General features: G+C 70.0%; 22 protein-coding genes and 1 pseudogene. 17 read left to right on the top strand and 6 right to left on the bottom strand.

What is annotated here, in order from left to right; genetic code table 11:
* Position 1 precedes the first annotated feature (1 nt).
* The 3 genes from ACTXG6_RS42680 (at position 2) to ACTXG6_RS42670 (ending at position 2,806) form a co-directional block, all read left to right on the top strand.
* Positions 2–1,501 (top strand): acyl-CoA synthetase, encoded by a 1,500-nt coding sequence (locus ACTXG6_RS42680; protein WP_445184996.1) that lies wholly within the window; start codon positions 2–4, stop codon positions 1,499–1,501.
* Positions 1,502–1,632: 131 nt separating this feature from the next.
* Positions 1,633–2,361: a hypothetical protein gene (locus tag ACTXG6_RS42675; RefSeq protein ID WP_445184995.1), complete on the top strand. Its 729-nt coding sequence runs from the start codon at positions 1,633–1,635 to the stop codon at positions 2,359–2,361.
* 211 nt (positions 2,362–2,572) lie between these two features.
* Positions 2,573–2,806: a hypothetical protein gene (locus tag ACTXG6_RS42670; RefSeq protein WP_445184994.1), complete on the top strand. Its 234-nt coding sequence runs from the start codon at positions 2,573–2,575 to the stop codon at positions 2,804–2,806.
* Positions 2,807–2,835: 29 nt separating this feature from the next.
* On the opposite strand, the gene ACTXG6_RS42665 is transcribed toward ACTXG6_RS42670, so the two are convergent.
* Both ACTXG6_RS42665 and ACTXG6_RS42660 read right to left on the bottom strand, forming a co-directional pair.
* Positions 2,836–3,672 (bottom strand): nuclear transport factor 2 family protein, encoded by an 837-nt coding sequence (locus ACTXG6_RS42665; RefSeq protein ID WP_445184993.1) that lies wholly within the window; start codon positions 3,670–3,672, stop codon positions 2,836–2,838.
* Positions 3,673–3,718: 46 nt separating this feature from the next.
* The gene (locus tag ACTXG6_RS42660; protein WP_445184992.1) at positions 3,719–4,948 is read right to left on the bottom strand and encodes a PucR family transcriptional regulator; all 1,230 of its coding nucleotides are present in this window, start codon (positions 4,946–4,948) and stop codon (positions 3,719–3,721) included.
* 405 nt (positions 4,949–5,353) lie between these two features.
* On the opposite strand from ACTXG6_RS42660, the gene ACTXG6_RS42655 reads away from it, so the two are divergent.
* The 6 genes and pseudogenes from ACTXG6_RS42655 to ACTXG6_RS42630 all read left to right on the top strand — a co-directional run bounded on the left by ACTXG6_RS42655 (position 5,354) and on the right by ACTXG6_RS42630 (position 11,061).
* Positions 5,354–7,165 (top strand): DUF3556 domain-containing protein, encoded by a 1,812-nt coding sequence (locus ACTXG6_RS42655; RefSeq protein ID WP_445184991.1) that lies wholly within the window; start codon positions 5,354–5,356, stop codon positions 7,163–7,165.
* Between the two features lie 12 nt (positions 7,166–7,177).
* Positions 7,178–8,899: a PEP-utilizing enzyme gene (locus ACTXG6_RS42650; RefSeq protein WP_445190274.1), complete on the top strand. Its 1,722-nt coding sequence runs from the start codon at positions 7,178–7,180 to the stop codon at positions 8,897–8,899.
* An 87-nt stretch (positions 8,900–8,986) separates the two neighbouring features.
* Positions 8,987–9,181: pseudogene (locus ACTXG6_RS42645) on the top strand (short-chain dehydrogenase); the annotation flags it as partial.
* Positions 9,182–9,562: 381 nt separating this feature from the next.
* Positions 9,563–10,060 (top strand): GNAT family N-acetyltransferase, encoded by a 498-nt coding sequence (locus ACTXG6_RS42640; protein ID WP_445184990.1) that lies wholly within the window; start codon positions 9,563–9,565, stop codon positions 10,058–10,060.
* A gap of 180 nt (positions 10,061–10,240) precedes the next feature.
* Entirely contained in the window at positions 10,241–10,423 is a 183-nt protein-coding gene (locus ACTXG6_RS42635; RefSeq protein ID WP_445184989.1) for a hypothetical protein, read from the top strand.
* Entirely contained in the window at positions 10,423–11,061 is a 639-nt protein-coding gene (locus tag ACTXG6_RS42630) for an MFS transporter (protein ID WP_445184988.1), read from the top strand. The genes ACTXG6_RS42635 and ACTXG6_RS42630 overlap by 1 nt, the downstream gene beginning before the upstream one ends.
* Before the next feature lie 85 nt (positions 11,062–11,146).
* Here the strand turns inward: ACTXG6_RS42630 and tnpB are convergent, their stop codons facing one another.
* Both tnpB and ACTXG6_RS42620 read right to left on the bottom strand, forming a co-directional pair.
* The gene (gene tnpB / locus ACTXG6_RS42625; RefSeq protein ID WP_445184987.1) at positions 11,147–12,463 is read right to left on the bottom strand and encodes an IS607 family element RNA-guided endonuclease TnpB; all 1,317 of its coding nucleotides are present in this window, start codon (positions 12,461–12,463) and stop codon (positions 11,147–11,149) included.
* Complete coding sequence (locus tag ACTXG6_RS42620) at positions 12,460–13,041, bottom strand: IS607 family transposase (RefSeq protein ID WP_445184986.1); 582 nt, start codon at positions 13,039–13,041, stop codon at positions 12,460–12,462. Before ACTXG6_RS42620 ends, tnpB begins: the two co-directional genes overlap by 4 nt.
* Positions 13,042–13,245: 204 nt before the next feature.
* Here ACTXG6_RS42620 and ACTXG6_RS42615 point away from each other — a divergent pair, with 204 nt between their 5' ends.
* On the top strand, positions 13,246–13,824 hold the full coding sequence (locus ACTXG6_RS42615) for a GNAT family N-acetyltransferase (protein ID WP_445184985.1): 579 nt from the start codon (positions 13,246–13,248) through the stop codon (positions 13,822–13,824).
* Between the two features lie 16 nt (positions 13,825–13,840).
* Here ACTXG6_RS42615 and ACTXG6_RS42610 read toward each other — a convergent pair whose 3' ends face one another.
* Together ACTXG6_RS42610 and ACTXG6_RS42605 are read right to left on the bottom strand one after the other, a co-directional pair.
* Positions 13,841–14,521 (bottom strand): GntR family transcriptional regulator, encoded by a 681-nt coding sequence (locus tag ACTXG6_RS42610; protein WP_445184984.1) that lies wholly within the window; start codon positions 14,519–14,521, stop codon positions 13,841–13,843.
* Positions 14,522–14,815: 294 nt separating this feature from the next.
* Positions 14,816–15,034, bottom strand: coding sequence for a hypothetical protein (locus ACTXG6_RS42605; RefSeq protein WP_445184983.1), 219 nt, complete (start codon positions 15,032–15,034; stop codon positions 14,816–14,818).
* 295 nt (positions 15,035–15,329) lie between these two features.
* Here ACTXG6_RS42605 and ACTXG6_RS42600 point away from each other — a divergent pair, with 295 nt between their 5' ends.
* The 7 genes from ACTXG6_RS42600 (at position 15,330) to argJ (ending at position 23,095) form a co-directional block, all read left to right on the top strand.
* The gene (locus tag ACTXG6_RS42600; RefSeq protein WP_445184982.1) at positions 15,330–16,442 is read left to right on the top strand and encodes a copper resistance D family protein; all 1,113 of its coding nucleotides are present in this window, start codon (positions 15,330–15,332) and stop codon (positions 16,440–16,442) included.
* A gap of 80 nt (positions 16,443–16,522) precedes the next feature.
* Positions 16,523–17,251: a (2Fe-2S)-binding protein gene (locus ACTXG6_RS42595; protein WP_445184981.1), complete on the top strand. Its 729-nt coding sequence runs from the start codon at positions 16,523–16,525 to the stop codon at positions 17,249–17,251.
* Positions 17,252–17,447: 196 nt separating this feature from the next.
* On the top strand, positions 17,448–18,926 hold the full coding sequence (gene tig, locus ACTXG6_RS42590) for a trigger factor (protein WP_445184980.1): 1,479 nt from the start codon (positions 17,448–17,450) through the stop codon (positions 18,924–18,926).
* Positions 18,927–19,093: 167 nt separating this feature from the next.
* Entirely contained in the window at positions 19,094–19,678 is a 585-nt protein-coding gene (locus ACTXG6_RS42585; RefSeq protein WP_445184979.1) for an ATP-dependent Clp protease proteolytic subunit, read from the top strand.
* Positions 19,679–19,689: 11 nt separating this feature from the next.
* Positions 19,690–20,346: an ATP-dependent Clp protease proteolytic subunit gene (locus tag ACTXG6_RS42580; RefSeq protein WP_445184978.1), complete on the top strand. Its 657-nt coding sequence runs from the start codon at positions 19,690–19,692 to the stop codon at positions 20,344–20,346.
* Positions 20,347–20,525: 179 nt separating this feature from the next.
* Complete coding sequence (gene clpX, locus ACTXG6_RS42575; protein ID WP_445184977.1) at positions 20,526–21,806, top strand: ATP-dependent Clp protease ATP-binding subunit ClpX; 1,281 nt, start codon at positions 20,526–20,528, stop codon at positions 21,804–21,806.
* Positions 21,807–21,934: 128 nt separating this feature from the next.
* The gene (gene argJ, locus ACTXG6_RS42570) at positions 21,935–23,095 is read left to right on the top strand and encodes a bifunctional glutamate N-acetyltransferase/amino-acid acetyltransferase ArgJ (protein WP_445184976.1); all 1,161 of its coding nucleotides are present in this window, start codon (positions 21,935–21,937) and stop codon (positions 23,093–23,095) included.
* Positions 23,096–23,113 lie beyond the last annotated feature (18 nt).

Here is a 23,113-nt window from a genome sequence, read left to right as displayed (position 1 = left end):
CATGCGCAACCGCGGCGTCGGGGGCTGGCCGGCCCGGAGGGCCCAGATGTCGCCGGGGCGCCCCGCATTCGTGTACGGCGACGCGACGACCACGTTCGCCGACGTGCACGACCGGGCGACGCGGCTGGCCGAGCGGCTGCGTTCGGCAGGGGTGCGCCACGGCGACCGGGTCGCCTACCTCGGGCCGAACCACCCGGCGTTCGCGGAGACGCTGTTCGCCACGCATCTGCTCGGCGGTGTCTTCGTGCCGCTGAACTGGCGGCTGGCCGACCCCGAGATCAGCTACCTGGTCGAGCACTCCGGGGCCTCGGTGCTGGTCCGCGCACCGAACTGCGCCGCACCCTCGGACCCCGCGTCGTTGCGCGCGGTCGTCGCGCTCAGCGACCCCGCGCCCGGCGAGATCGACTACGAGCCGTGGGTGCGCTCCGGTGACCCGACCCCGATCGACGAACCGGTGGAGGAGGACGAGCCGGCGCTGATCCTCTACACCTCCGGGACGACCGGGCGCCCGAAGGGGGCGATCCTCACCCACGCGAACATCGTGTGGAACTGCGTCAACATCATGATCGGTGTCGACGTCGCCTCCGACGACGTCACGCTGATCAGCGCCCCGCTGTTCCACGTCGCCGCGTTGAACCAGACCCTGCTGCCCACCTACCTGAAGGGCGGCTGCTCGGTGATCATGCCTCGCTGGGACGTGGACTCCTGCTACGACCTGATGGCGAAGCACCGGATCACCTGGATGTTCGGGGTCACCACGATGTTCGGCGAGTTCGCCAGGTCACCGAGGTGGGACACCGCCGACCTGTCGTCGCTGCGCAACCTCATGTGCGGTGGTGCGCCCGTGCCACCGGCGCTGATCAGGACCTTCCAGGACCGCGGGCTGGTGTTCTGCCAAGGGTACGGACTCACCGAGACCGCGCCGGGTGCCACCTTCCTGGAGGCTCGGGAGAGCGTCACCAAGGCCGGTTCGGCCGGCGTGCCGGTGTTCTTCGCCGACGTGCGGGTGGTCCGCCCCGACCTCACCGACGTCGAGGTCGGCGAACCGGGTGAGGTGCTCGTGCGGGGGCCGAACGTCACCCCCGGCTACTGGGGCGACCCGGCGGCCACCGCCGCGGCCTTCACCGACGGCTGGTTCCACTCCGGGGACATCGCGACCGTGGACCCGGACGGGCACCTCTACATCGTCGACCGGCTGAAGGACATGTACATCTCCGGCGGGGAGAACGTGTACCCCGCCGAGGTGGAGGGCGTGCTGTTCGAGCACGCCGCGGTCGCCGAGTGCGCGATCATCGGCGTCCCGCACGCGAGGTGGGGCGAGGTCGGGAAGGCGTTCGTCGTGCTGCGCCCCGGCGCCACCGCGGGCGTCCCGCAGCTGCAACAGCACCTCGGCGAACGGCTCGCGAAGTACAAGGTCCCCCTCGAGTTCGAGCTGGTCGACGCGTTGCCGAGGACCGGCTCCGGCAAGGTGCTCAAGGCCAGGCTGCGCGCCGGAGGGTAACGCGACCGCCGCCGCTGTGTGCCGCCCAATAGTGTGGCAAGGACTTACTTCAACCGACCATTGCGACTACGTTGCGCGGAGGACCGCTGGCCTAGCCGATTTGACGGCACCAACCGCGAAACGGGGAAAGCATGTCCGAGCGCGCTCAGATCGGGATCGTCTGGTGGGCACTCGCCCTCACCGCCAGCTACGGGCTCGTGCTGGGGTTCCTCCTGCACATGATCCCGCCGCCCGACGCGACCATGTCCGCGGTCGAGATTGCGCGCTGGTACGCCGACCACGCCTTCTCGATCAAGGTCGGGGCCACCATCGCCTCCTGGACCAGCGCCTTCATGCTGCCGCTCTGGGCGGTCATCGGCATCCAGATCGCGCGGCAGGAGAAAGGCCGGCCGATCTGGGCCGTCATGGCTGTCGCCGGCGGCGCGATGATGTCCATCTTCCTGGTGCTGCCGCCGCTGTTCTGGGGCGTCGCCGCGTTCACCCCCGGTCGCTCGCCGGACACCACCGCGATGATGCACGAGCTCGGGGTGCTGACCCTGACCACCACGGACCAGTACTACATCTTCAACTGGGTGGCGGTCGTCGTCATCTGCCTGCGGCCACAGATCGCGCCGCACTCGCCGTTCCCCCGCTGGTTCGGCTACTTCAGCGCCTGGATCGGCATGATGTTCGAAGCCGGCGCCATGGCCTTCAACTTCCGCACCGGGCCGTTCTCCTGGAACGGTCTGCTGGTCTTCTGGTCGCCGCTGTCCCTCTTCGGGCTCTGGATCGGCGTGATGGCCTACCTGCTGCTGAAGTCGCTCAAGCTGCAGCGCCAGGATGCGGTGGCGGCCGAGGAGAACGCCGCGGTCCTGGTCTGAGCGCAGGATAGCTCGCAGCAACTCCGCCGCGGCTCCGGCACTGCGTGTTGATCACGGCAGTGGGGTTTTGCGCACGTGTGCGATCGGTCTGACCAGCGCGTTCAACCAAGTGTGGCAAGCGGGCGATGGCTTATCCGGCTCGCGGGGTGTTCGCTAAGCGGATGGGGTCCACCGAGCGCCAACCCGCCATTCCTGAGCTGTATCCATTCCAGTGACGGAACTCGAGCTTCGCGTGCTGCGCGTAGCCCGCGACATCGGCGACGGGGCGACCAACGAGCAGATCGCCCACTGCTTGGGGACCAGGGCGACGGACGCCATCACGAACACCCTGCGCACGTTGCAGAGCAACGGCCACCTGCGGTTGGAGGTGACCTCCCCGGAGCTGGTGCACGTCGCGGAGATCATGCCCAAGGGGTACCGGACGCTCAGCGCCTGCAACTACTGACCGCGGGGTCACGCCCTGGCCGGCGGCGGTCAGTCGGAAGCCTCGAAGGCCGTCGAGACGAGGTAGGTGTCCTCGTACATGTTCATCCGCACGATCTGGCCGTTCTCGACGGTGAAATGGAAGGCCACGAGCATGCTGTACGGGCGGCCGGTCGCCGTCACGGTGTGCGCGAAGCGGCCCAGGGCGACCGCGTCGGAGCCGTCGACGAGGACCTTCTCCATCGACGCCTCGCTCTTGCCAGGGACGTGCAGGCTGCCGATGATCTTGATGACCTCGGGGATCTGCCGCCGGTCCGAGCGACGACCGATCCAGGGCAGGTTCTCGTTGCCGGGGATCAACCAGTCGACCTCCTCGGCGAACAGCTCCGCGACGCGGTCGGCATCGCCCTCGCCGAGCAGGCGGAAGAAGCTCTCGACCGTCTCGCGGACCCCGGCTCCGTCGTTGGCTGTCTCCGACGGGGCAGGGGTGTCGAGGTAGGTGTACAGCGCCACGATCTTGCCGCCGGCGACCACGGCCACGTCCTGGCCGGTGACCCTGGCGAGGTCGCCGTCCGGACCGTAGCTCCAGTTCAGCAGGCCGCCGCCCACGTGCACCGAGGGGACGCCGACCGCGGCGAACCGGTGCGCCGGGGTGTGGCTGTGGAGCTCCGCGATGGCGGCGTCGAGCGCCGCGTGGCCGGTGAAGCGGCCCATCGGGTCCACGAACACGGCGTCGGGCGCCCACAGTTCCGCGATCGCGGTCCGCCGTCGGTCGCCATCGCGTTCGTCGAAGACCTGCGTGAGGTTGCGCAGCAACAGCTCGGATACCACCTCCGGTGCGCTCCCGGACGTGCTCGGCTCGGTCAGATCGAGCGGGTTCGATGTCATGGCACCACGTTACCCCCTTTATGGACCGGTGAGTCAAGAATGGCCGTCAGTCCAGGATCCGGTGGCCCAACAGGTCGCATGCCAGCAGTGCGACCTCGATCTCCAGCCGGCCCTCGCACAGCGGGTGGCCGAGTATCTCCTCCGCCTTGCGGGCCCGGTAGTGCACCGTGTTCTTGTGCAGGTGCAGCCGTGCGGCGGCGTCGGTGTAGCTGCTCCCGCACTGCAGAAACACCCGTATCGTCTCGCGCAGGCGCCCCATCGCCTCGTCGTTGCGGGCCAGGTCGCCGAGCGTCCGGGTCACCCAGACGTGCAGGTCGTCGAGGTTGTCCGAGAGCAGGGCGGCGATCGCCACCTCGCTGAACTCGACGAGGTGTGACGGTGCGCCCAGCGCGGTCTCGGCCACGGTCCGCGCGCGGACGGCCTCGCGGTGCGAGGAGCGGAAGCCGTTCAGTCCGGCGGCGGCTTCACCGAACGCCAGATGCACCACCGGGTTCTCGGCGAGCTTCTTGCGCAGGGTGTCGTCGTCCGCCGCGGGTCGCCCGGTCGAGGTCAGCCAGGCCCACAGGGTGTGGTCGTCGGCGAACATGGTCAGCGGCTCGCGCCCCGCGGTGTCGCGGAGCAGCTGGACAGCCGTCCGCAGGTGCCGCTCCGGGTCCGGCACGCCGGCGTCGACCCAGGCGATCGCGGCGCGGTGCCAGCCGCGCAGCGAGATACCGAGCATCTCCTCGGCCGCGGCGCCATCGAGGTTGTCGGTCTGGAGTACGGCACGCAGCTGGGCGGCCCTGGCCGTGTCCGATCGCCGGTCCCAGCGTTGCCGTTCCAGCTCGTAGATGTCGATGAGCCCCTCGATGACCTGGTCTATGTACCTGTTGAGCATGAGTGCGACGAGCTGCGTCGTCGCGATGACCTCGGCCGAGGGGAGCTCGAGCGGCCCGAGGTAGCGCAGCGCCCACTGCACGACCCGGTGTTCGCCGAGCCGGTAGGCGCGCAGCAACGCCTCCAGCGAGAGGTCGCGCTGGGCGAACCTGCGGGCGTACTCGGCGGCGGCCGCCGGCACGGTGATCCGGTCCAGCGCGATTCCGTGCGCCAGCATGTCGACGATCGTGACCAGGTTCGACGAGGTGCTGGCCAACATGAGCTGGCGAATCGCCTCGTCGTGGCTGAACTCCGGGATCACCTCGATGAAGTGGTTCGTCATCTCGGTGGTCAGCTCCGGGAGGTCGGCCTCGATCCGGCGGGCCACCTCGCTCACGATCAGCTGCGCATCGCTGGGCATGGCGCACTGTACAAGTCGGGCCTGCACTGGACGGATTTGTGTCGAGGGCACATAGACCGCCGGATACTCCGTTGCCGGACACCATGGTCGCGCCGCCGGCCCACTCATAGGTTCCCTCAAAACCAGCCACAGATGAGTGGAGCGGCCGTGCACAGTGCTGTGCTTTCGGATGGGCACGCCCGGGGTTCCGCCCTGCCCGCCGCACGTCTGCCCGCCGCACGTGTCCCCGCTGCACCTGTCGCTGACGATTCGCCGGCCGCCGGCCCCTCGGTATTCGCCCGCGTGCGATCCGGGGTCCTCCCGGCCGCCGGCCACAGCTAGGAAAGCCGCATTTCACCGCACCCTCCGGCGTCGGGGAGGTGAGTCACCGCTCCCCACCATGAAGCAGAGAGAACGGACGGAAGCATGGGTTTCAAGACCGGTGATTTCCCCCCAGTGGACCTCGAGACGTTCCTCGACAAGCCCTTGCTGGAACGCACCAAGGCACTGGCGCTGCACTGGGTGGAGTACGGCTTCGGCTCGCCCCGGATGATCCACACGATCTACGTCGCCAAGGTGCTCGTCCTCTATGTGCTGATCGGTTCGTTCCTGGCGTCCTGGACCTCCGGGCTGGGCCCGTTGTGGGACTTCGGCAGCTGGTGGAGCCAGCCGATCTTCTACCAGAAGATGGTGCTGTGGACCATGCTGCTGGAGGGGCTGGGCGTCGCCGGGTCCTGGGGTCCGCTAGCCGGCAAGTTCAAGCCGATGACCGGCGGAGTCGTGTACTGGGCACGTCCGGGGACCATCCGGCTGCCACCCTGGCCCGGGCGTGTCCCGTTCACCAGGGGCGACCGCCGCACCGTCCTCGACGCGGTGCTCTACGTCGCGTTCCTGGCCACCATGTTGGCCGCGATCCTGCTGGCCGGTAACCCGAGCGCGGCACTGTCGGCGACGGTGCCGGGCAGCGCAGGCGGCCTGATCGACCCGGCCCTGTTGGTCGCGCCGATCGTGCTGATCGTGCTCGTCGGGCTGCGCGACAAGACGATCTTCCTGGCGGCCCGCAGCGAGCAGTACCTGCCGGCGATGATCTTCTTCGCCACGCTGGACTACGTCGACATGATGGTCGCGTTGAAGCTGCTGATCTGCGTGGTGTGGATCGGGGCCGGCGTCTCGAAGTTCGGCCACCACTTCACCAACGTGGTGTCACCGATGATCAGCAACACCCCGTGGCTCCCGTCGAAGGCACTCAAGCGCGCGCACTACCGCAACTTCCCGGACGACATCCGCCCGTCGCCGGCCGCGGGTCTGCTCGCGCACATCGGCGGAACCGTCGTGGAGATCGTCACCCCGGTGGTCCTGCTGTTCTCCACCAGCCCGACCGTCACGTTGCTCGCCGTGGCGCTCATGGTGGTGTTCCACGCCTTCATCATCTCGACGTTCCCGCTCGCGGTCCCGCTGGAGTGGAACGTGCTGTTCGGGTTCGCCGCGGTGTTCCTGTTCTGGGGCCACCCGGCGTGGGCCGGGTACGGGGTGGGCGACATGTCCTCGCCGTGGCTGGCCGTGGGCATCGCCGCCGCGCTGCTGGTGTTCCCGGTACTGGGCAACCTGCGGCCCGACCTGGTCTCCTTCCTGCCGTCGATGCGGCAGTACGCCGGCAACTGGGCCTCGGCGCTGTGGGCGTTCACCCCGGGCGCGGAGTCGAAGCTCAACGGCGTCGTCCGGGCGAGCGGGAACCAGGTCGACCAGCTGCAGGCCATGGGGTACCCCGCGGCGGTCGCCGAGATCACCATGCAGCAGACCATCGCCTGGCGTTCGATGCACAGCCAGGGGCGCGGGCTGTTCTCGGTGCTGATCAACCACCTGCCCGAGCTGGACCGCTACACCGTCCGCGAGGCCGAGTTCGCGTGCAACTCGCTGATCGGCTTCAACTTCGGCGACGGGCACCTGCACGACGAGCAGATGATCGCCGCGCTCCAGGCGCGCTGCGGCTTCGAGCCGGGGGAGTTCACCGTCGCCTGGGTGGAGTCGCAGGCCATCCACAGCAAGGTCCAGCACTACAAGGTGATCGATGCCGCGCTCGGTGTCGTCGAGCGGGGCACCTGGAACGTCGCCGAGGCCGTCAGGGAACAGCCGTGGCTGCCCAACGGCCCCATCCCGCTGCGGGTGAGCTGGACCCGCCCCACGCAGACCGCCCCGGTGGAGGACCCGGCGACCGCCCGAGCGCTCGCCGAGGACTAGCACGTGGCCGACATGCATTGGGAACTCGACGACCCCGCCGCGGCCGGGACGCTGTACTCGCGCGCGGTGGTGGGGGAGATGTGCCCGGGTGCGCTGAGTCCGCTGACCGCCACCGGGGGGATCGGCGCGGAGCTCGGTCCCGCGTGGCTGCGGGCCTACCGGGACTGTGGGCTGGGAACCGGTGCCGAGGGGCATCATCCGGTACTCCGGTTCGGTTCCCATCTCTACCTGGACACCTCCCTGCTGCGGCAGCTGGGCGAGTACGCGGCGGGTGGCGACCCGATGGCGTTCGCCCGCCAGTACCTGGCCGAGCGGCCCGACGTGCCCCGGCGCCGCGACGAGCAGCCGGTGCCGGGCGTTGCCGAGGATCGGCTGGACGCCTGGACCGAGTCGACGCTGTCCCCCGAGGGGATGTGCCCGGAGGACGCCGCCGCGGGGCCGGCGGAGCGGCGCGGGGCCCGACCGGATCTGGCGGCCAGCTCCGATGCCGCGCTGGTGGCCCGGTTCACCGGACTGCGCGGCGAGCTCCAGGACGCGCTGCTGCTGCTCGCCCGGGCCGAGCTGGGCACCGCGGTGAGCAGCGACCTGTTGGCCTCCTCGACCGAAGGGGCGGGACATCCGGCGCTGAACGGCGCGCTGGTGGCCGGGTACGGGGGGATGCTCGCCGAACCGGTGGTTCAACTGTGGGCGCTCGGGCGGCAGGTCGCCCGGTCGGTCAGGCTGCCCCGGCTGTTCGAACAGGGCATTACCGCCGTCGCCGATCAGGTGGAGCACGCCCGCGGCGGCGAGATGGCCCTGTTCCGCTCGGGACTCAACGCGCTGCTGGCCCGGTACGGCCACCTCGGACCGGCGGAGTGGGAGCTCAACGCCGACACCTGGGAGACCGACCCCCGGCTCGTGCTGCGGATTCTGAACGACATGCGGCTCGCCGCGGATCACGCCGACCCGCTGTCCCGCGCCCGGCGCAGCGCCGAGCGCAGTGTGGCGACCGCTTCGGCGGTGCGGGCATCGATCGGCGGCTCGGCGCGGGCCACCGCTGATTTTGAGCTCGCGCTGCATGCGACACGGCACTGGCTGCGGCACCGTGAGCGGTTCCGGCAGGTCGTGGCGCAGGTGCATCACGAGCAGCGCCTCGCGGTCCGCGAGCTCGGTCGTCGGCAGGTCGGCACCGGGGTGCTCGACAACATCGGCCAGGTGTTCATGTTGCTGGGCGCCGAGCTCCCCGCGTTCGTGGCCGAGCCGGCCGCGTTCGGCGAGACGCTGCGGATGCGGGAGTACGACTTCCACGCCCTGGCCAGGTACCAGCCACCGTTCGTCACCGTCGGTCCGCCGGGCCCGGTGGTGGGCTGGTCGCGGCGCCGCGATGCCCTGCCGTTGCGGGGGCGCCAGCGGAGCACGCTGCCCGGTACCGCCACCAGCGCCGGCACCGCGACGGGCCGAGCGCGGGTGCTGGCCGATCCGGCGCGCGGGCACGGCCTGCGGCCCGGGGATGTGCTGGTGCTGCCCTCCGCCGGGCCGTCCTGGGTGCCGCTGCTGACCACGGCGGTCGGGGTGGTGACGGATTCCGGCGGCGCGCTCTCCGATGTGTCCATCGCCTGCCGTGACCTGGGCATTCCCTGCGTGGTGGGCACCGTCGACGCGACCAGCCGGATCGTCGGCGGGGCGGAGATCACCGTGGACGGTGGCGCCGGCGCGGTCTACACCAGCAGACCGGACCACGTGGTCGGGCTGTGAGACCACCGGGCGCGACGTCGCCGAATGCGCTTGGACCGTCCTGTTAGTTTCGGCCGCATGCAGGCACCGCTGGCAGGCAGGGTGGCGTTCGTCGGCCGTGCCGTCGCGGCGCTCGCCCAGGATCCCGACCTGTCGCGCTGGAACGGGCAGTCACTGACCAGCGGCGACCTGGCCAAGGTCTACGGCTTCACCGACCTCGACGGCAGCCGCCCGGACTGCTGGCGGTACGTCGTCGAGGTGCAGGACGCGGGCAAGCCGGCCGACGTCACCGGTTACCGCTAGCGATCCCAAGTGTTAGCGAGTTGATGTGACCGACGCTCACGCCGGGGAATCGCGGTCATGATCGACAGACCGCCGTCCGCCGCTACGCCGCGACAGTCACATTCGGTGACCGGTCGATTGACTCAGGCCGCTGGCTCCAGGGGTGAGCTGCGTCGAAAGAAACCTGAGTCTGGATCTCGGCGAAAAATACCGGACTGACGTTGGTCTCGGTGAACAATGGACGCGCCAGGGTCGACACCAGACAGCCCTGTCGGTGACGCGACGTTACCCCTCTCGGGTAGTAGCTGGAGCGGGCAGACGAAACAACGGACCAGCCAGTTCCCACGCTCGATGATCTCTAGAGGACAGGCCGCCTGAGGTCCGCGACACTAGGTTGGCCTGATGGACGTACTGGCGGTCATGGACGGAGCGAGCCCGCCGGTGGTGCTGCGGCGCGCGGTGCTCGACGATGTACCGGGCCTGGTCGCGCTCCTCGCCGACGACCACCTCGGGTCGGCGCGCGAGACCGCCGAGCAGGATGTGGCCGCCCTGGAGCCCTATCGGCGGGCGTTCCGGGAGATCGACGCCGACCGAGCGCACCTTCTGGTGGCCGCGTGTGCCGAGCAGCGGCTGGTCGGAACCATGCAGCTCTCATTCATCCCGGGGCTCTCCCGGCGCGGTGCCCGGCGGGCGCAGATCGAGTCGGTACGCGTGCACCGGGAGCTCCGCGGCCGGCGGCTGGGTGAGTTCATGATCCGGTGGGCCATCCAGGAGGCCGGCCGGCGGGACTGCCCCATCGTGCAGCTCACCACCGACAGGTCCCGCACCGATGCGCACCGGTTCTACGAACGGCTCGGCTTCGTCTCCTCCCACGAGGGGATGAAGCTGCTGCTGACCTGAGTCGGGTGTGCATACCGGACCACGTCGTCGCAAAACCGCCAGACCGGTACCCGCGGCGCCCGCTGTAATTGGTCATCCGGCCACTGGGCCGACCAATTCAGGATGGGAGCCATGCCCGTGTCCGCAATTTCTGACCCCTCGATTAGTGCTCCAAGGACAAGGTGGCTCGCCGTTCTCGCGGTGACGATGGGCATCTTCTCGATCGTCACCACCGAGATACTGCCGATCGGCTTGCTGACGTCGGTGGGGTCGAGTTTCCGCATTTCGGACGGTACCGCCGGCACGATGATGATAATGCCCGGAACCGTCGCCGCGATCGTCCACTGGTCACCGTGGCCACCGGCCGACTCGACCGACGGGTGATGCTCTGCGCGCTGATGGTCCTGCTGGCACTGGCGGACCTGCTGGCGGCGGCCGCTCCGGCCTACTGGGTCATGTTGCTCGGCCGAGTGCTGGTCGGGCTGGTGATCGGCGGGTTCTGGTCTATCGGTGCCGGCCTCGCGGTACGCCTGGTGCCGGAGAAATCGGTGGCCAGAGCCACGGCGATGATCTTCTCCGCAGTGCCGCTGGGGTCAGTGCTCGGCGTCCCGGCGGCCACCTTGATCGGGCATCTCGTCGGTTGGCGGGCGGCGTTCGGAGTGATGGGCGGGCTGACCCTGGGGGTGCTGGCCACGCTGGTCATGCTGCTGCCGCCGTTGCCGCCGGTGCGCGTTACCCAGTGGGGCGTGCTGCGCGACCTGCTTCGTAGGCGCTCCATTCGGTTGGGGCTGGTCGCCACTTTTCTTGTGGTACTCGCCCATTTCAGGGCCTACACTTATGTGACGCCATTCCTGCAAGAGATCACCAAGGTGAGCCCGGCTCTGCTCTGCATGTTTCTGCTGACATACGGCGCTGCCGGGGTTCTGGGCAACTTCGTCGCGGGGTCGACGGTGTCGCGCCACCTGCTCCGCCCCCGCGGGAGTGGCGGCCGTTTCCGTGTGTGCATACGGCCGGGTAGGTGACCTACTCGACCTCGACGACGCTTGGCCCACCGCCGGATTCTGGACGGACTCGCACCGTTCGATGAAGCGTGACGCTCTGTCCCGATCATCGAGCCATCGCCTTGCGGTGATGACTTTGACCGTTCGCACGGTCTTCCCGAGGCAGTCTGGTTGCGTTCCCGGCAAGCCGGTCTCGTCTGACACCAGTTCCTTCGGGCTGCTCCCCGCGCAACTCGCGGGTGTCGGTCGCTGCGAGGGCGGCCAGGTTGCGGGCTGCGTTCTCATCCCGGTCCAGGACGATCCCGCAGGCCAGGCAGATGTACGTCCGCTCGGACAGGCTCAGCTTGGCTTTCGCTGTGCCGCATTCCGAGCAGGTCTTGGAGCTGGCGAACCATCGGTGGGCCACGACCAGGCGCGCACCGGCGCGCTCGGCCTTGTAGGTGAGCTGGCGGCGGGTCTCCGCCCAGTTCGCCCCAGCAATGTGGCGGGCCAGCCGGTGGTTGCGCAGCATCCCGGCGACGTGCAGGTCCTCGATCTCGATGGTGTCGAAGTCCCGCACCAGGCGAGTGGTGAGCTGGTGAGTGTCGTTGCGGCGGAGGTTGGCCACCCGCGTGTGGATCTGCTCGGCGCGGGCGCGGGCCTTGCGCCACCGGTTCGATGACTCCTGTCGGGTGCGTCGGTCCGGGCCGCGACGTCGAGCGCACGTCCGCTGGACGCGACGCAAGTTGCGCAGCTCTCGGTCCAGACGCCGTGTGTTGGGCACGTGTTCGCCGGTCGACAGCGTCGCCAACTCCTTGATACCCAGGTCCACGCCGACTATCCGGCCGTCGTCCCGTGGCGGCGGTGCGGGTTCGTCGACCTCGACGGAGAACGCGACGTGCCAGCGGCCACGCTGGTAGGACAGGGTCAGCGACCGGATACGGGCGGTCTCGGCCTCGACCTTGCGGGCGAGCTTGCGAGTGGACTCGCAGGTACGCACGGGGCCGATGACAGGCAGCCGGATGTGACGGCGGTCCGCGCTGAGACCGAACGCGCCGGTGGTGAACCGACACGTCAGGCGGGCACGGTGCTTCGATTTGAACCGGGGCATCCGGGCACGGCCGTCGCGCCGGTTGCCCAGGGCGGTCGAGAGGTTCGCGCACCCGGAGGCGTACGCCTCTTTGCTGTTCTCCGCCCACCACGGGGCCACCTCGTCCTTGGCGGCGTTCCACGCCTTGCGCAGGCTGTAGGCCGATGTGTTGATCCACGGGGTGAGCTGGTCGCCCGCGAGCCCGTAGGTCTGCTCAGCGGCGCGCTGCGCCCAGTTCGCCCGTACCTGGGCAAGACACCAGTTGTAGGCGACGCGCTGCGCGCCGCAATGCGACCGCATCGCCTCAACCTGCTGGTCGGTCGGGTCGAGCGCGAACAGGTAGGCGCGGATCATGACTCGTCCTCGCCTGGCTGGTTGGCTGCTGCGTGCACGGCGGCAGCGGCCCGGCGGGCGGCGGAGCGGCGCCCGTACAAGGGGGCGCACATTGCGGTCAGAACCTCGGTCAAGTCGCGGACCAGGTCGTCTTCCAGCTCGTTATCGTCGAGGACGACGATACAGCGACCGTGCGCGGCCAAGGCCGCTTCGAGGTACTCCACACCGAAGCGGGCGAGCCGGTCCCGGTGCTCGACCACGATCACCGAAACGGTCGGGTCGGCGAGCAGCTTGCGCAGCTTCGCGCGGCGCCCGTTGAGCCCGGAACCGATCTCGGTGACGGTGCGGTCGATCGACAGACCGCGCTTCGAGGACTCGACCAGGACCCGCCCGGCCTGCCGTTCAAGGTCTGCCTTCTGCTCGTGCGACGACACACGGCAGTACGCGACGGTCACGCCGGTATCGCGGCCCGGCGGGTCGACGAGAATCGTGCCGGTCGCGAGCTGCCGTGCGGGCACCGGCAACGTCCCGGCGTGGAACCAGCTGAGCGCGGCACGGTACGAAACGCCGTTCTCCTTGGCCCATACACTGAGCTTCACGCCTCTAATGTCACACAGAAATACACGTTTTTACACACATCCCTACCGACAGCTGAAAACCCCTAGCGATCCCTCGAGACCTGCTCCGATACGGCGCAAGATAGCTGATCAAGACCGCGAGCTGCTGCGACGCGCCGCGAGTGGGTGAACCACTCGCTGGGATCGGGTGGGCCGAAACCGGATCGCGGGCCGTTGAATGGTCGGGTGCTCATCACGACCACGTCGCTGCGGCAGCTCGATCCGTCCGACCTGCGGCCCGCGAAGCCGCCGCCCGAACCGGCGTCGATCGTCCGGGTCGGCGAGCCGGCACCGGAGTTCGCCCGGTTCCTGTACACCGCCGTCGGCGGCGACTGGCACTGGACGGACCGGCTGGCGTGGACCCTCACCCAGTGGACCGACCGGCTGCGGCGGCCCGGGTCCGAGATCTGGGTGGCCTGGCGCAACGGCGCACCGGCCGGCTACGTCGAGCTCGCCGCCTCGAGTCCGGCGAAGGCGATCGGGACACATGCCGAGATCGCCTACTTCGGCCTGTTGCCTCGGTTCATCGGTCGCGGCCTCGGCGGGCAGCTGCTGACCGAGGGCATCCGCCGTGCCTGGACGCTGCACGAGCGGTTCGCCGAGCTCGCGCCGGTCGAGTTGGTGTGGGTACACACCTGCACGCTGGACGGGCCGAACGCGCTGCGGAACTACACCGCGCGCGGATTCCAGGTCTACCGGGAATCGACCGAGGAGGAGCAGGTGGCGCCCGTCCCGCCGGGCCCGTGGCCGGGTGCGCACGGCTAGCGCGCGCCCGCCGCGGTCAGCTCGCGGCGGCCAGGCCCCGGTCGGCGATGTTCTCGCTCCAGTCCACGTGGCGCAGCATCGCCGTGTGGGCCGTCTGGGGGTCCTTGGCGCGGTACGCGGCGACCAGCGCGTACTGGGCCGAGGCCAGGCGGGTGGCGTCGCCCGCGGTGCGGTCCAGCAGGTCGAAGCCGACCCGCAGGTAGCGCTCGGTCGCGCGCCACAGCATCTGCAGCATGCGCAGGTCCCAGCTGGTGGCCGCGGGCTGGAGCAGGTCGCGCAGCACACCCCGGTGCGCGTCGTAGCGCTCGTCGGAGTGGCCCTGCGAGTCCTGCGCGAGCGCGATGTGCGCCTCGAGCACATCGAGGTCGGCCGCCGTGGTCAGCACGCACGCCCTGGCGGCCAGATCCGGTTCGATGCGGCGGCGGAGCTGGCAGATCCCGTGCAGCTCGTCGGGGTCCAGCGGGGCAACGGTGGCGCTGCGGCCGCGGCGGGTGATGAGCAGCCCCTCCGCCTCCAGACTGCGCAGCGCCTCGCGCACCGGGATGAAGCTGACCCCCAGCTGGCCGGCGATGTGGCGCAGCGAGAACTCCTGCCCGGGGCGCAGCCGGCCGGCCAGGATCGCGCGGCGAATCTCCGACGTCACCCGGTCGGCGACCGAGACCGCATCGACCGGGCGAACGAACGGGGATTCACTCATCGGGGCTCCCAGCTAGGGTCGACCACAGTTCAATCACTTGTTATAGCAGAGGGCGACTCCGTCGCGTCCAGAGCGTGCCCGGTGACGCCATCCCGCCGGAGCGGGCGGCCGTCGGGGCCGGGTGGGTGGAGCCGTGACGGTGCGGGGCGAGGGGCGACGCCTGGTCGGCGACCGCCGAGGTCCAGCCGCACTGGGGGGCACCCGCCGCTTGCACCCGGCACACCCGTTGTTCGCGGGTGTGCCGGATACGAATGGCGTGTGTCGGTGTCGAGCGGAAGAGACCCGTTCGTGCGGTCAGGAGGCCGCCCACTGCCAGGGATTGGGAGTGGCGGTGCCTGGCCGCAGCGACGGGAGGTCGAGGGCCTGTTCGAGCAGAATGAGAAACCTGGTGGTCAGCTGATGCGCTTCGGCGGACGTCAGCAGACCGCGATGTGTCCCTTGTTGGAGTTCGCTGGCCACGAGCGAGCAGAAGCTCGTCGACCACTCCTCCCGGGTTTGCGTCTTGTCGAGCATCCGAGATCATTACCACCACCGGGGCCGTCCGACCGCCTGATGCGCCCGCGAGGCACCCGAATGGGCGGAGAGATCAACCGATGTGTGTGATCGACACAGCCGCTGGATCGTGGGTCGGATACCGGCCGCCGCGCTCGCACCGGCCCGGTGGAGGTGGCCCACAGTGGCCCGCGACCGGCGCGGACCGTCCCGCGGCCACACCGGGGAACGGACCCTCGGCCGGACCGTCGGGGCTGGCGAACCGCCGGTGCCCTCGGCGGACAGGCCCGCGGTAGTGCGGGCGGAGAGGTCGGCGATGCGGTCGGGAGCGCGCACGGTGCGGGTCGGCTGGGCGCTGCCCGCCGGGCTAGGCCTCGGCGCGCTGGTCGCCGTGCTGGTCGGCACCTGGGTGGGCGGGCTCGACCAGGGCGGTGCCGGGGTCGGCGCGGTCCGGTCCGGGGTCGGCCTGGCGGTCGCGGTGGCCCGGTTGGCCACCGACGGGCTGGGTGCGGCCGGGATCGGGCTCGCGCTGCTGCCGCTGCTGGTCGACGGGCGCGCCACCGGCCGGGAGCGTGCCGGGGCGGACGCCGGCGCGCGGGCCCGGAGCGCCGCGTTGCGCAGCGCCGCCCGGCTGGGTGTGCAACTCGGGGCCGGCTGGGCGATCGCCGCGCTGCTGGCGCTGTGGTTGCAGGCGGCCGATGCGGCGGGTACCGGCCCCTTCGATGTGTCGCCGGCTGTGCTCGGCGACTACGCGGGTGAGATCGCGGCCGGTCGAGGTCTGCTGCTGACCCTGGGCTGTGCGGTGCTGCTGATGTGCCTACAGCTCTCCGCGCTCGTCCGGTGGGCGAGGGCGGCTTCGGCCCACCCGGGCGGCGGCTCGCGCGCCGGCCAGGTCGACCGGCCCCGATACCCGGAGCTGGCCGTCGGCGCCGGCCTGCTCGGCATGCTGGCCGGACCGGTGACCGGGCACGCCGCTGGCCACGACAGCCACGACCCGGCGGTGCTGGCCATCGCGCTGCACGTGGTCGCCGCCAGCGGGTGGGTCGGCGGGCTGCTCGCGGTCGTGCTGGTGCTCGCGGGGCAGCCGCGCCTGGTGGCCGTCGCGCTGCCCCGGTTCTCCACCGTCGCCGGCTACTGCGCCGGCACGGTCGCGGTCACCGGCGTGCTCAGCGCGGTGTTCCGGCTGCCCACCCCGGTTGCGCTGGTGAACACCGGCTACGGGCTGCTGGTACTGGCCAAGGCGGCCTGCCTGGTGGTGCTGCTCGGGCTGGGCTGGCGGGCCCGGCGGCGGCTGCTGGGCAGGATGGCCGGCCTGGCGGGCGGGCGGTCCGGGTCGCCGGCGCCGCTGGCCCGCTGGCTCGGCCTGGAGCTGGTGGTGATGGCCGTGGTCTTCGGCCTGGCGGCCGCGCTCGCCGGTGCGGCGCCGTGATGGACTGGACGGGCGCCGTGCTGATGCCGGCCGGTGCCGTGCCGATTTCGTGCTGGTGCCGTGCCGAACGGGGAGATGCCGTGACCACCGGGGACATCCGGGCCGCGTTGGACGACGTGGCCGCCATCGGGCCGTTCTTCGCCGCGTCCGCCAACCCCGCCGAGGTGGTGGACGACAGCTGGCGTCCGCTGCGCGAGCTCTACACCGACCCGGAGCCGCTGGCCGCCCGCATCCGGGTGGTGGCCGAGGCGCTGGGCGGCGCGGAACCCCGGGTGGCCGCCTCGATCACCTACCAGGGGCTCGCCGCCCGGCTGGTGTCGCCGGTCCTCGCGGCCGCGTCGGTGCACCAGCTGGTGCCGCCCTGGTCGCCGGACACGCTGCACTGGCGCCCGGCGGTGACCGGCCCGCTGCCGCTGTGGGAGTCCGGCACGGACCCGGCGCGGCGGCCCGAACCGGGCGAACTGGCCGCGATCCTCGCCGAGGTGTTGGTCGAGCCCCACCTGGAGGCTCTTGCCGACGCCGTCCGGGCCGCGGTGTCGGTGTCCAGGCGCACCTTGCGCGGCAACGCGGCGTCCGCCGTGGTCGCCGCCGGCGGGATGGTGGCGCGCGCGAGGCCGGCCGCGGCGACCCGGGCCCGGCAGCTGGTGGCCGGGCTGCTGGACACCGGTGCACTGGCCGGATCGGGCACCCTGGAGGGCCCCTGGGCGTTCCGCCGACGGTCCTGCTGCCTGTACTACCGGGTGGTCCAGGGCGGGTTCTGTGGTGACTGCGTGCTCACCGGACGGCCCGCGCGTTCCACCATGAGGTGACAGAGTCGGCCGCGTCAGCACCAGCCAGCGACGGCATGTTGACGGGAGTCGCCTAGACTCGCCCGGAGACCCCCGAGTGGGTCGAGTATCGGTACCTGTGCCTCGGCGGCCGCCGCACCCGTGTAAGCCGCGCGTCGTGGTCGGTTGAGGCTATGGCGCCGGCTCCATACGCATGCGATCCGCACGAGGAGATTACGTGAAGAGCACCGTCGAGCAGCTGAGCCCGACGCGGGTGAAGATCAACGTCGAGGTGCCCTTCGACGAGCTTAAGCCGAACTTCGACCGCGCCTACCGCAAGCTCGCTCAGCAGGTCCGCATCCCGGGCTTCCGGCCGGGCAAGGCGCCGGCGCGCATTCTGGAGAGCCGGCTTGGCCGCGGAGTGGTGCTTGACGAGGTCGTGAACGAGGCGATCCCCGCGAAGTACAGCGAGGCGGTGACCGCTGAGGAGGTCCGCCCGCTGGGCCGCCCGGACATCGAGGTCACCGAGATCAAGGACGGCGAACAGCTCGCGTTCACCGCCGAGGTCGACATCCGTCCCGAGTTCGACCTGCCGGACGCCTCCGGGTTCGCGGTCACCGTCGACGACGTCGAGGTCTCCGACGACGAGGTCGCCGAGCAGCTGGACGCGCTGCGTGGCCGGTTCGGCACCCTCACCGGGGTGGAGCGGCCGGCCGCGAAGGACGACTTCGTGGTGGTCGACCTGTCCGCCACGGTGGACGGCAAGGAGGTCGAGGAGGCCGCCACCAGCGGGCTCTCCTACCAGATCGGCTCCGGTGGCCTGATCGAAGGCATCGACGAGGCGCTGACCGGGCTGTCCGCCGACGAGTCCACGACCTTCACCACCACCCTGGTGGCCGGCGAGCACGCCAACAGCGAGGCCGCTGTGACCGCGAAGGTCACCGCGGTCAAGGAGCGCGAGCTGCCCGAGGCGGACGACGAGTTCGCCCAGCTGGCCAGCGAGTTCGACACCCTGGACGAGCTGCGCGCCGACCTGCGCGACCGGCTCGGCAAGGCCAAGCGCATGCAGCAGGCCGCGCAGGCCAGGGACAAGGTGCTGGAGGCGCTGCTCGACGCCACCGAGGTTCCGCTGCCGGGCAGCGTGCTCGAGGCCGAGCTCGAGGTCCGCACGCACGACGCCATCCACGCCTTCGACCACGACGAGGCGCGCTTCGCGGAATGGCTGACCGAGCAGGGCCAGACCCGCGAGGAGTTCGACGCGGAGGCCAAGAAGGACGCTGAGCGGTCGGTCAAGACGCAGCTGGTGCTGGACGCCGTCGCGGACGCCGAGGAGGTCGGCGTCAGCGACATGGAGCTGACCCAGCAGATCGTCTCGCAGGCGCAGCGCTTCGGGATCGCCCCGGAGGAGTTCCTGCAGCGCACCCAGCAGGCCGGCCAGCTCGGCGCGGTCTACGCCGACGTGCGCCGGGGCAAGGCGCTGGCCAGCGTGGTCCGCCAGGCAACCGTGACCGACGAGGCCGGCACCGAGGTGGATCTCTCCGAGTTCCTCGGCGACGACGGCTCCGCCGACGCGGAGGTGATCGACGCGGAGGTGATCGACGCGGAGGCCGGCGACCAGGTCGAGGGGACCGAGGCCGGCGACCAGGTCGAGGCCGGCGAGGCGAGCGACGACGCCGGCGACCAGGTCGAGCAGGAGTCCGCCCCGGCGAAGGCCTGAGGCGGTACGTCGGTTCGGTCCTGTGCTCTGAGCGAACGCGCGAGTGTTCACGGCCTGATCGACGTCGAGCTTGGCTAGGGTCGGTACCACGACCGCGTCGACAGCGGACACCGAACAGAAAGCAGGCAGACGTGACGCAGTACCCATCTACTCCGCGGGAGCCGCAGATGCGGGCCGCGGCGGCGTCGATGACGCTGGGGGACTCGGTCTACGAGCGGCTGTTGCAGCAGCGCATCATCGTGCTCGGACAGCAGGTCGACGACGAGATCGCCAATCGCATCGTGGCGCAGCTGCTGCTGCTCTCCGCCGAGGACTCCGAGGCGGACATCCGGCTGTACATCAACTCGCCCGGTGGTTCGGTCAACGCCGGGATGGCCATCTACGACACGATGCAGTTCATCGAGTGCGACGTGGCCACCTACGCGATGGGCCTGGCTGCCTCGATGGGCCAGTTCCTGCTGTCGGCCGGCACCAAGGGCAAGCGCTTCTCGCTGCCGCACGCCCAGATCCTGATGCACCAGCCGTCCGCCGGCGTCGGTGGCACCGAGTCGGACATCGCCATCCAGGCCGAGCAGTTCCGCCGGCACAAGCGGGTCATGGCCGAGCTGATCGCCGAGCAGACCGGGCAGAGCGTCGAGAAGATCACCGCTGACTCGGACCGGGACCGGTGGTTCACCGCCCAGGAAGCCTTGGAGTACGGCTTCATCGACTACGTCGTGTCCCGCGTAGCCCAAGAGCCGAGCGGGAAGTAAGAGGAGAAGCCGTGCGCCACGAACCCAGTTCCCAGATCCCAGACCGGCTCCAGCCCCAGTCCCGCTACGTGCTGCCCTCGTTCATCGAGCGCACCAGCTACGGGGTCAAGGAGTCCAACCCCTACAACAAGCTCTTCGAGGAGCGCATCATCTTCCTCGGGGTGCAGATCGACGACGCCTCGGCGAACGATGTGATGGCCCAGCTGCTCGTGCTGGAGTCCACCGACCCGGACCGGGACATCACGATTTACATCAACTCGCCCGGCGGGTCGTTCACCTCGCTGATGGCGATCTACGACACGATGCAGTACATCCGTCCGGACATCCAGACGGTGTGCCTCGGACAGGCGGCCTCGGCGGCCGCGGTGCTGCTCGCCGCCGGTACCCCCGGCAAGCGCCTCGCCGTCACCAACGCGCGGATCCTGATCCACCAGCCGGCCTTCGAGGGCGTCTACGGTCAGGTCTCCGACCTGGAGATCCAGGCGGCTGAGATCTCCCGGATGCGCCGGCTGCTGGAGACCACGCTGGCCCGGCACACCGGCCGCGACGATGCACTCGTCCGGGCCGATATCGAGCGGGACAAGATTTTGACCGCCGATGAGGCCAAGGAGTACGGCATTGTGGACGAAATCATCCAGAGCCGGAAGCTCTCGGTGGTAGGCAACTAGCTAGACCGGATGGGTGGGGCGGTGGGCGGTCAGGTGCGCGACACGCCAGTCATGGCGGCCTGCCGCCTCCCCTCGCCGATTGGGGGCACTCTTGTGCTCCCCTCAGAGCGGGTTTGACGAGTACGGTCACTAGAGGCGCGCCACTCGGGCACGTCGGATGGGATGTTAGGTACGCACACATGGCTCGCATCGGTGACGGCGGTGACCTGCTCAAGTGCTCCTTCTGCGGGAAGAGCCAGAAGCAGGTTAAGAAACTGATCGCTGGACCCGGCGTGTACATCTGCGACGAGTGCATCGATCTCTGCAACGAGATCATCGAAGAGGAGTTGGCCGAGGCCGGTGAGGTCAAGCTCGACGAGCTGCCCAAGCCCGCCGAGATCCACGACTTCCTCGACCAGTATGTAATCGGCCAGAGCGCGACCAAGCGCACCCTGTCGGTGGCGGTCTACAACCACTACAAGCGCATCCAGGCCGGCGACAAGGGCCGGGGTGACGCGAACGACGGGGTCGAGCTGGCCAAGTCGAACATCCTGATGCTCGGGCCGACCGGCTGCGGGAAGACCTACCTGGCGCAGACGCTCGCCAAGATGCTCAACGTGCCGTTCGCCATCGCCGACGCCACCGCGCTCACCGAAGCCGGCTACGTCGGGGAGGATGTCGAGAACATCCTGCTCAAGCTCATCCAGGCGGCCGACTACGACGTCAAGCGGGCCGAGACCGGGATCATCTACATCGACGAGGTCGACAAGATCGCCCGCAAGTCGGAGAACCCCTCGATCACCAGGGACGTCTCCGGCGAGGGCGTGCAGCAGGCGCTGCTGAAGATCCTGGAGGGCACCACCGCATCGGTGCCGCCGCAGGGTGGGCGCAAGCACCCGCACCAGGAGTTCATCCAGATCGACACGACGAACGTGCTGTTCATCGTGGCCGGCGCGTTCGCCGGGCTGGAGAAGATCATCGGTGACCGGTCCGGCAAGCGCGGCATCGGCTTCGGCTCCGAGATCCGCTCCAAGAAGGACCTGGACTCCAGCGAGAACTTCAGCGACGTGATGCCCGAGGACCTGATCAAGTTCGGGCTGATCCCGGAGTTCATCGGCCGGCTGCCGATGGTCGCCTCGGTGACCAGCCTGGACAAGGAAGCCCTGGTCCGGATCCTCACCGAGCCGCGCAACGCGCTGGTCAAGCAGTACCGCAAGCTCTTCGAGATGGACGGCGTCGAGCTGGAGTTCTCCGAGGACGCGCTGGAGGCGGTGGCCGACCAGGCCATCCTGCGGGGTACTGGCGCCCGCGGCCTGCGCGCCATCATGGAAGAGGTCCTGCTCCCGGTCATGTATGACATCCCGAGCCGGGACGACGTGGCCAAGGTGCTGGTCAGCGAGAAGACCGTCAAGGAGAACGTGAACCCGACGATCGTGCCGCGCCAGCCGGCCCGCCGCGAACGCCGGGATCGTTCCGCCTGACAGCTTCGTGAGACCGACGGGGGCGTCCATCCGGACGCCCCCGTTGGCGTTTCCGGACGCACTGGCCGGCCAAGCATGATTATGCTTAGATGCGAATCAGTATGCAGATGGCGAGCTGAGGGGGACGCATGTCGGCGCCAGCACAGGGCCCGTTGGGGTACGTCGGTTGGACCACGGCCCTGGGTATCAAGGACGAGGCGCCGGACTTCACCGCCGTGCTGTCCACCGTGCCGGCCGCCGTCTCGGCCGTGTTCACCCGCTCCCGGTTCGCCGGGCCCAGCATCCTGCTCAGCCGGGACTCGGCGGCGAAGGGCACCGCGCGGGGCATCGCGGTGATCTCCCGCAACGCCAACGTGGCCACCGGGGCGGAGGGGCTGGCGAACGCCCGCGAGGTGCGCGAGCTCGTCGCGGACCGGGCCGGGGTGGCCGCTGAGGAGGTGCTGATCGCCTCGACCGGGGTGATCGGGCGCCAGTACCCGATGGACCGGGTGCGTGCCGGGCTCGCCGAGGCGCCCCAACCGATGGGGCCGGCCGACTTCCCGGCCGCCGCCGCCGCGATCATGACCACCGACACGGTGGCCAAGCATGTCTCGCTGCGCTGCGGCGCGGCGACGGTCGTCGGGATCGCCAAGGGCGTCGGCATGATCGAGCCGAACATGGCCACCCTGCTCACGTTCTTCTTCACCGACGCCGAACTGGAGCAGCCGACCCTGGACCGGATCTTCCGGCGGGTGGTCGACCGGACCTTCAATGCGCTGAGCATCGACACCGACACGTCCACCAGCGACACGGCGGCCATCTTCGCCAACGGCCAGGCCGGCCCGGTGGACGAGCGGGAGTTCGAGGAGGTGCTCTACACGGCCGCGCTCACCCTGGTCCGTGCCGTCGCCTCGGACGGTGAGGGCGCCAGCAAGCTGATCGAGGTGCGGGTGCTCGGAGCCCGCGACGACGCGCAGGCCAAGCGGGTCGCCAAGACCATCGTGAACTCGCCACTGGTCAAGACGGCGGTGCACGGCGCCGACCCGAACTGGGGGCGGGTGGCGATGGCGGTCGGCAAGTGCGAGGACGAGCTGGACATCGACCCGGCCGAGGTGGTCATCCGGTTCGGCGACGTGGAGACCTACCCGGCGGCCTCGACCGACGAGGTGCTGGCGGCGGCGTCCGAGCACCTGCGGGGGGCCGAGGTCGTCATCACCGTCGAGCTGGGCATCGCCGACGGGGCGTTCACGGTCTACGGCTGCGACCTGACCGACGGCTACATCCGCATCAACGCCGACTACACCACGTAAATCCCCAGCTGGAACCTC

It is taken from the genome of Pseudonocardia sp. Cha107L01, assembly GCF_052566575.1.
The sequence above is the reverse complement of the archived record's forward strand: the minus strand, read 5'-3'. Positions and strand labels throughout refer to the sequence as shown.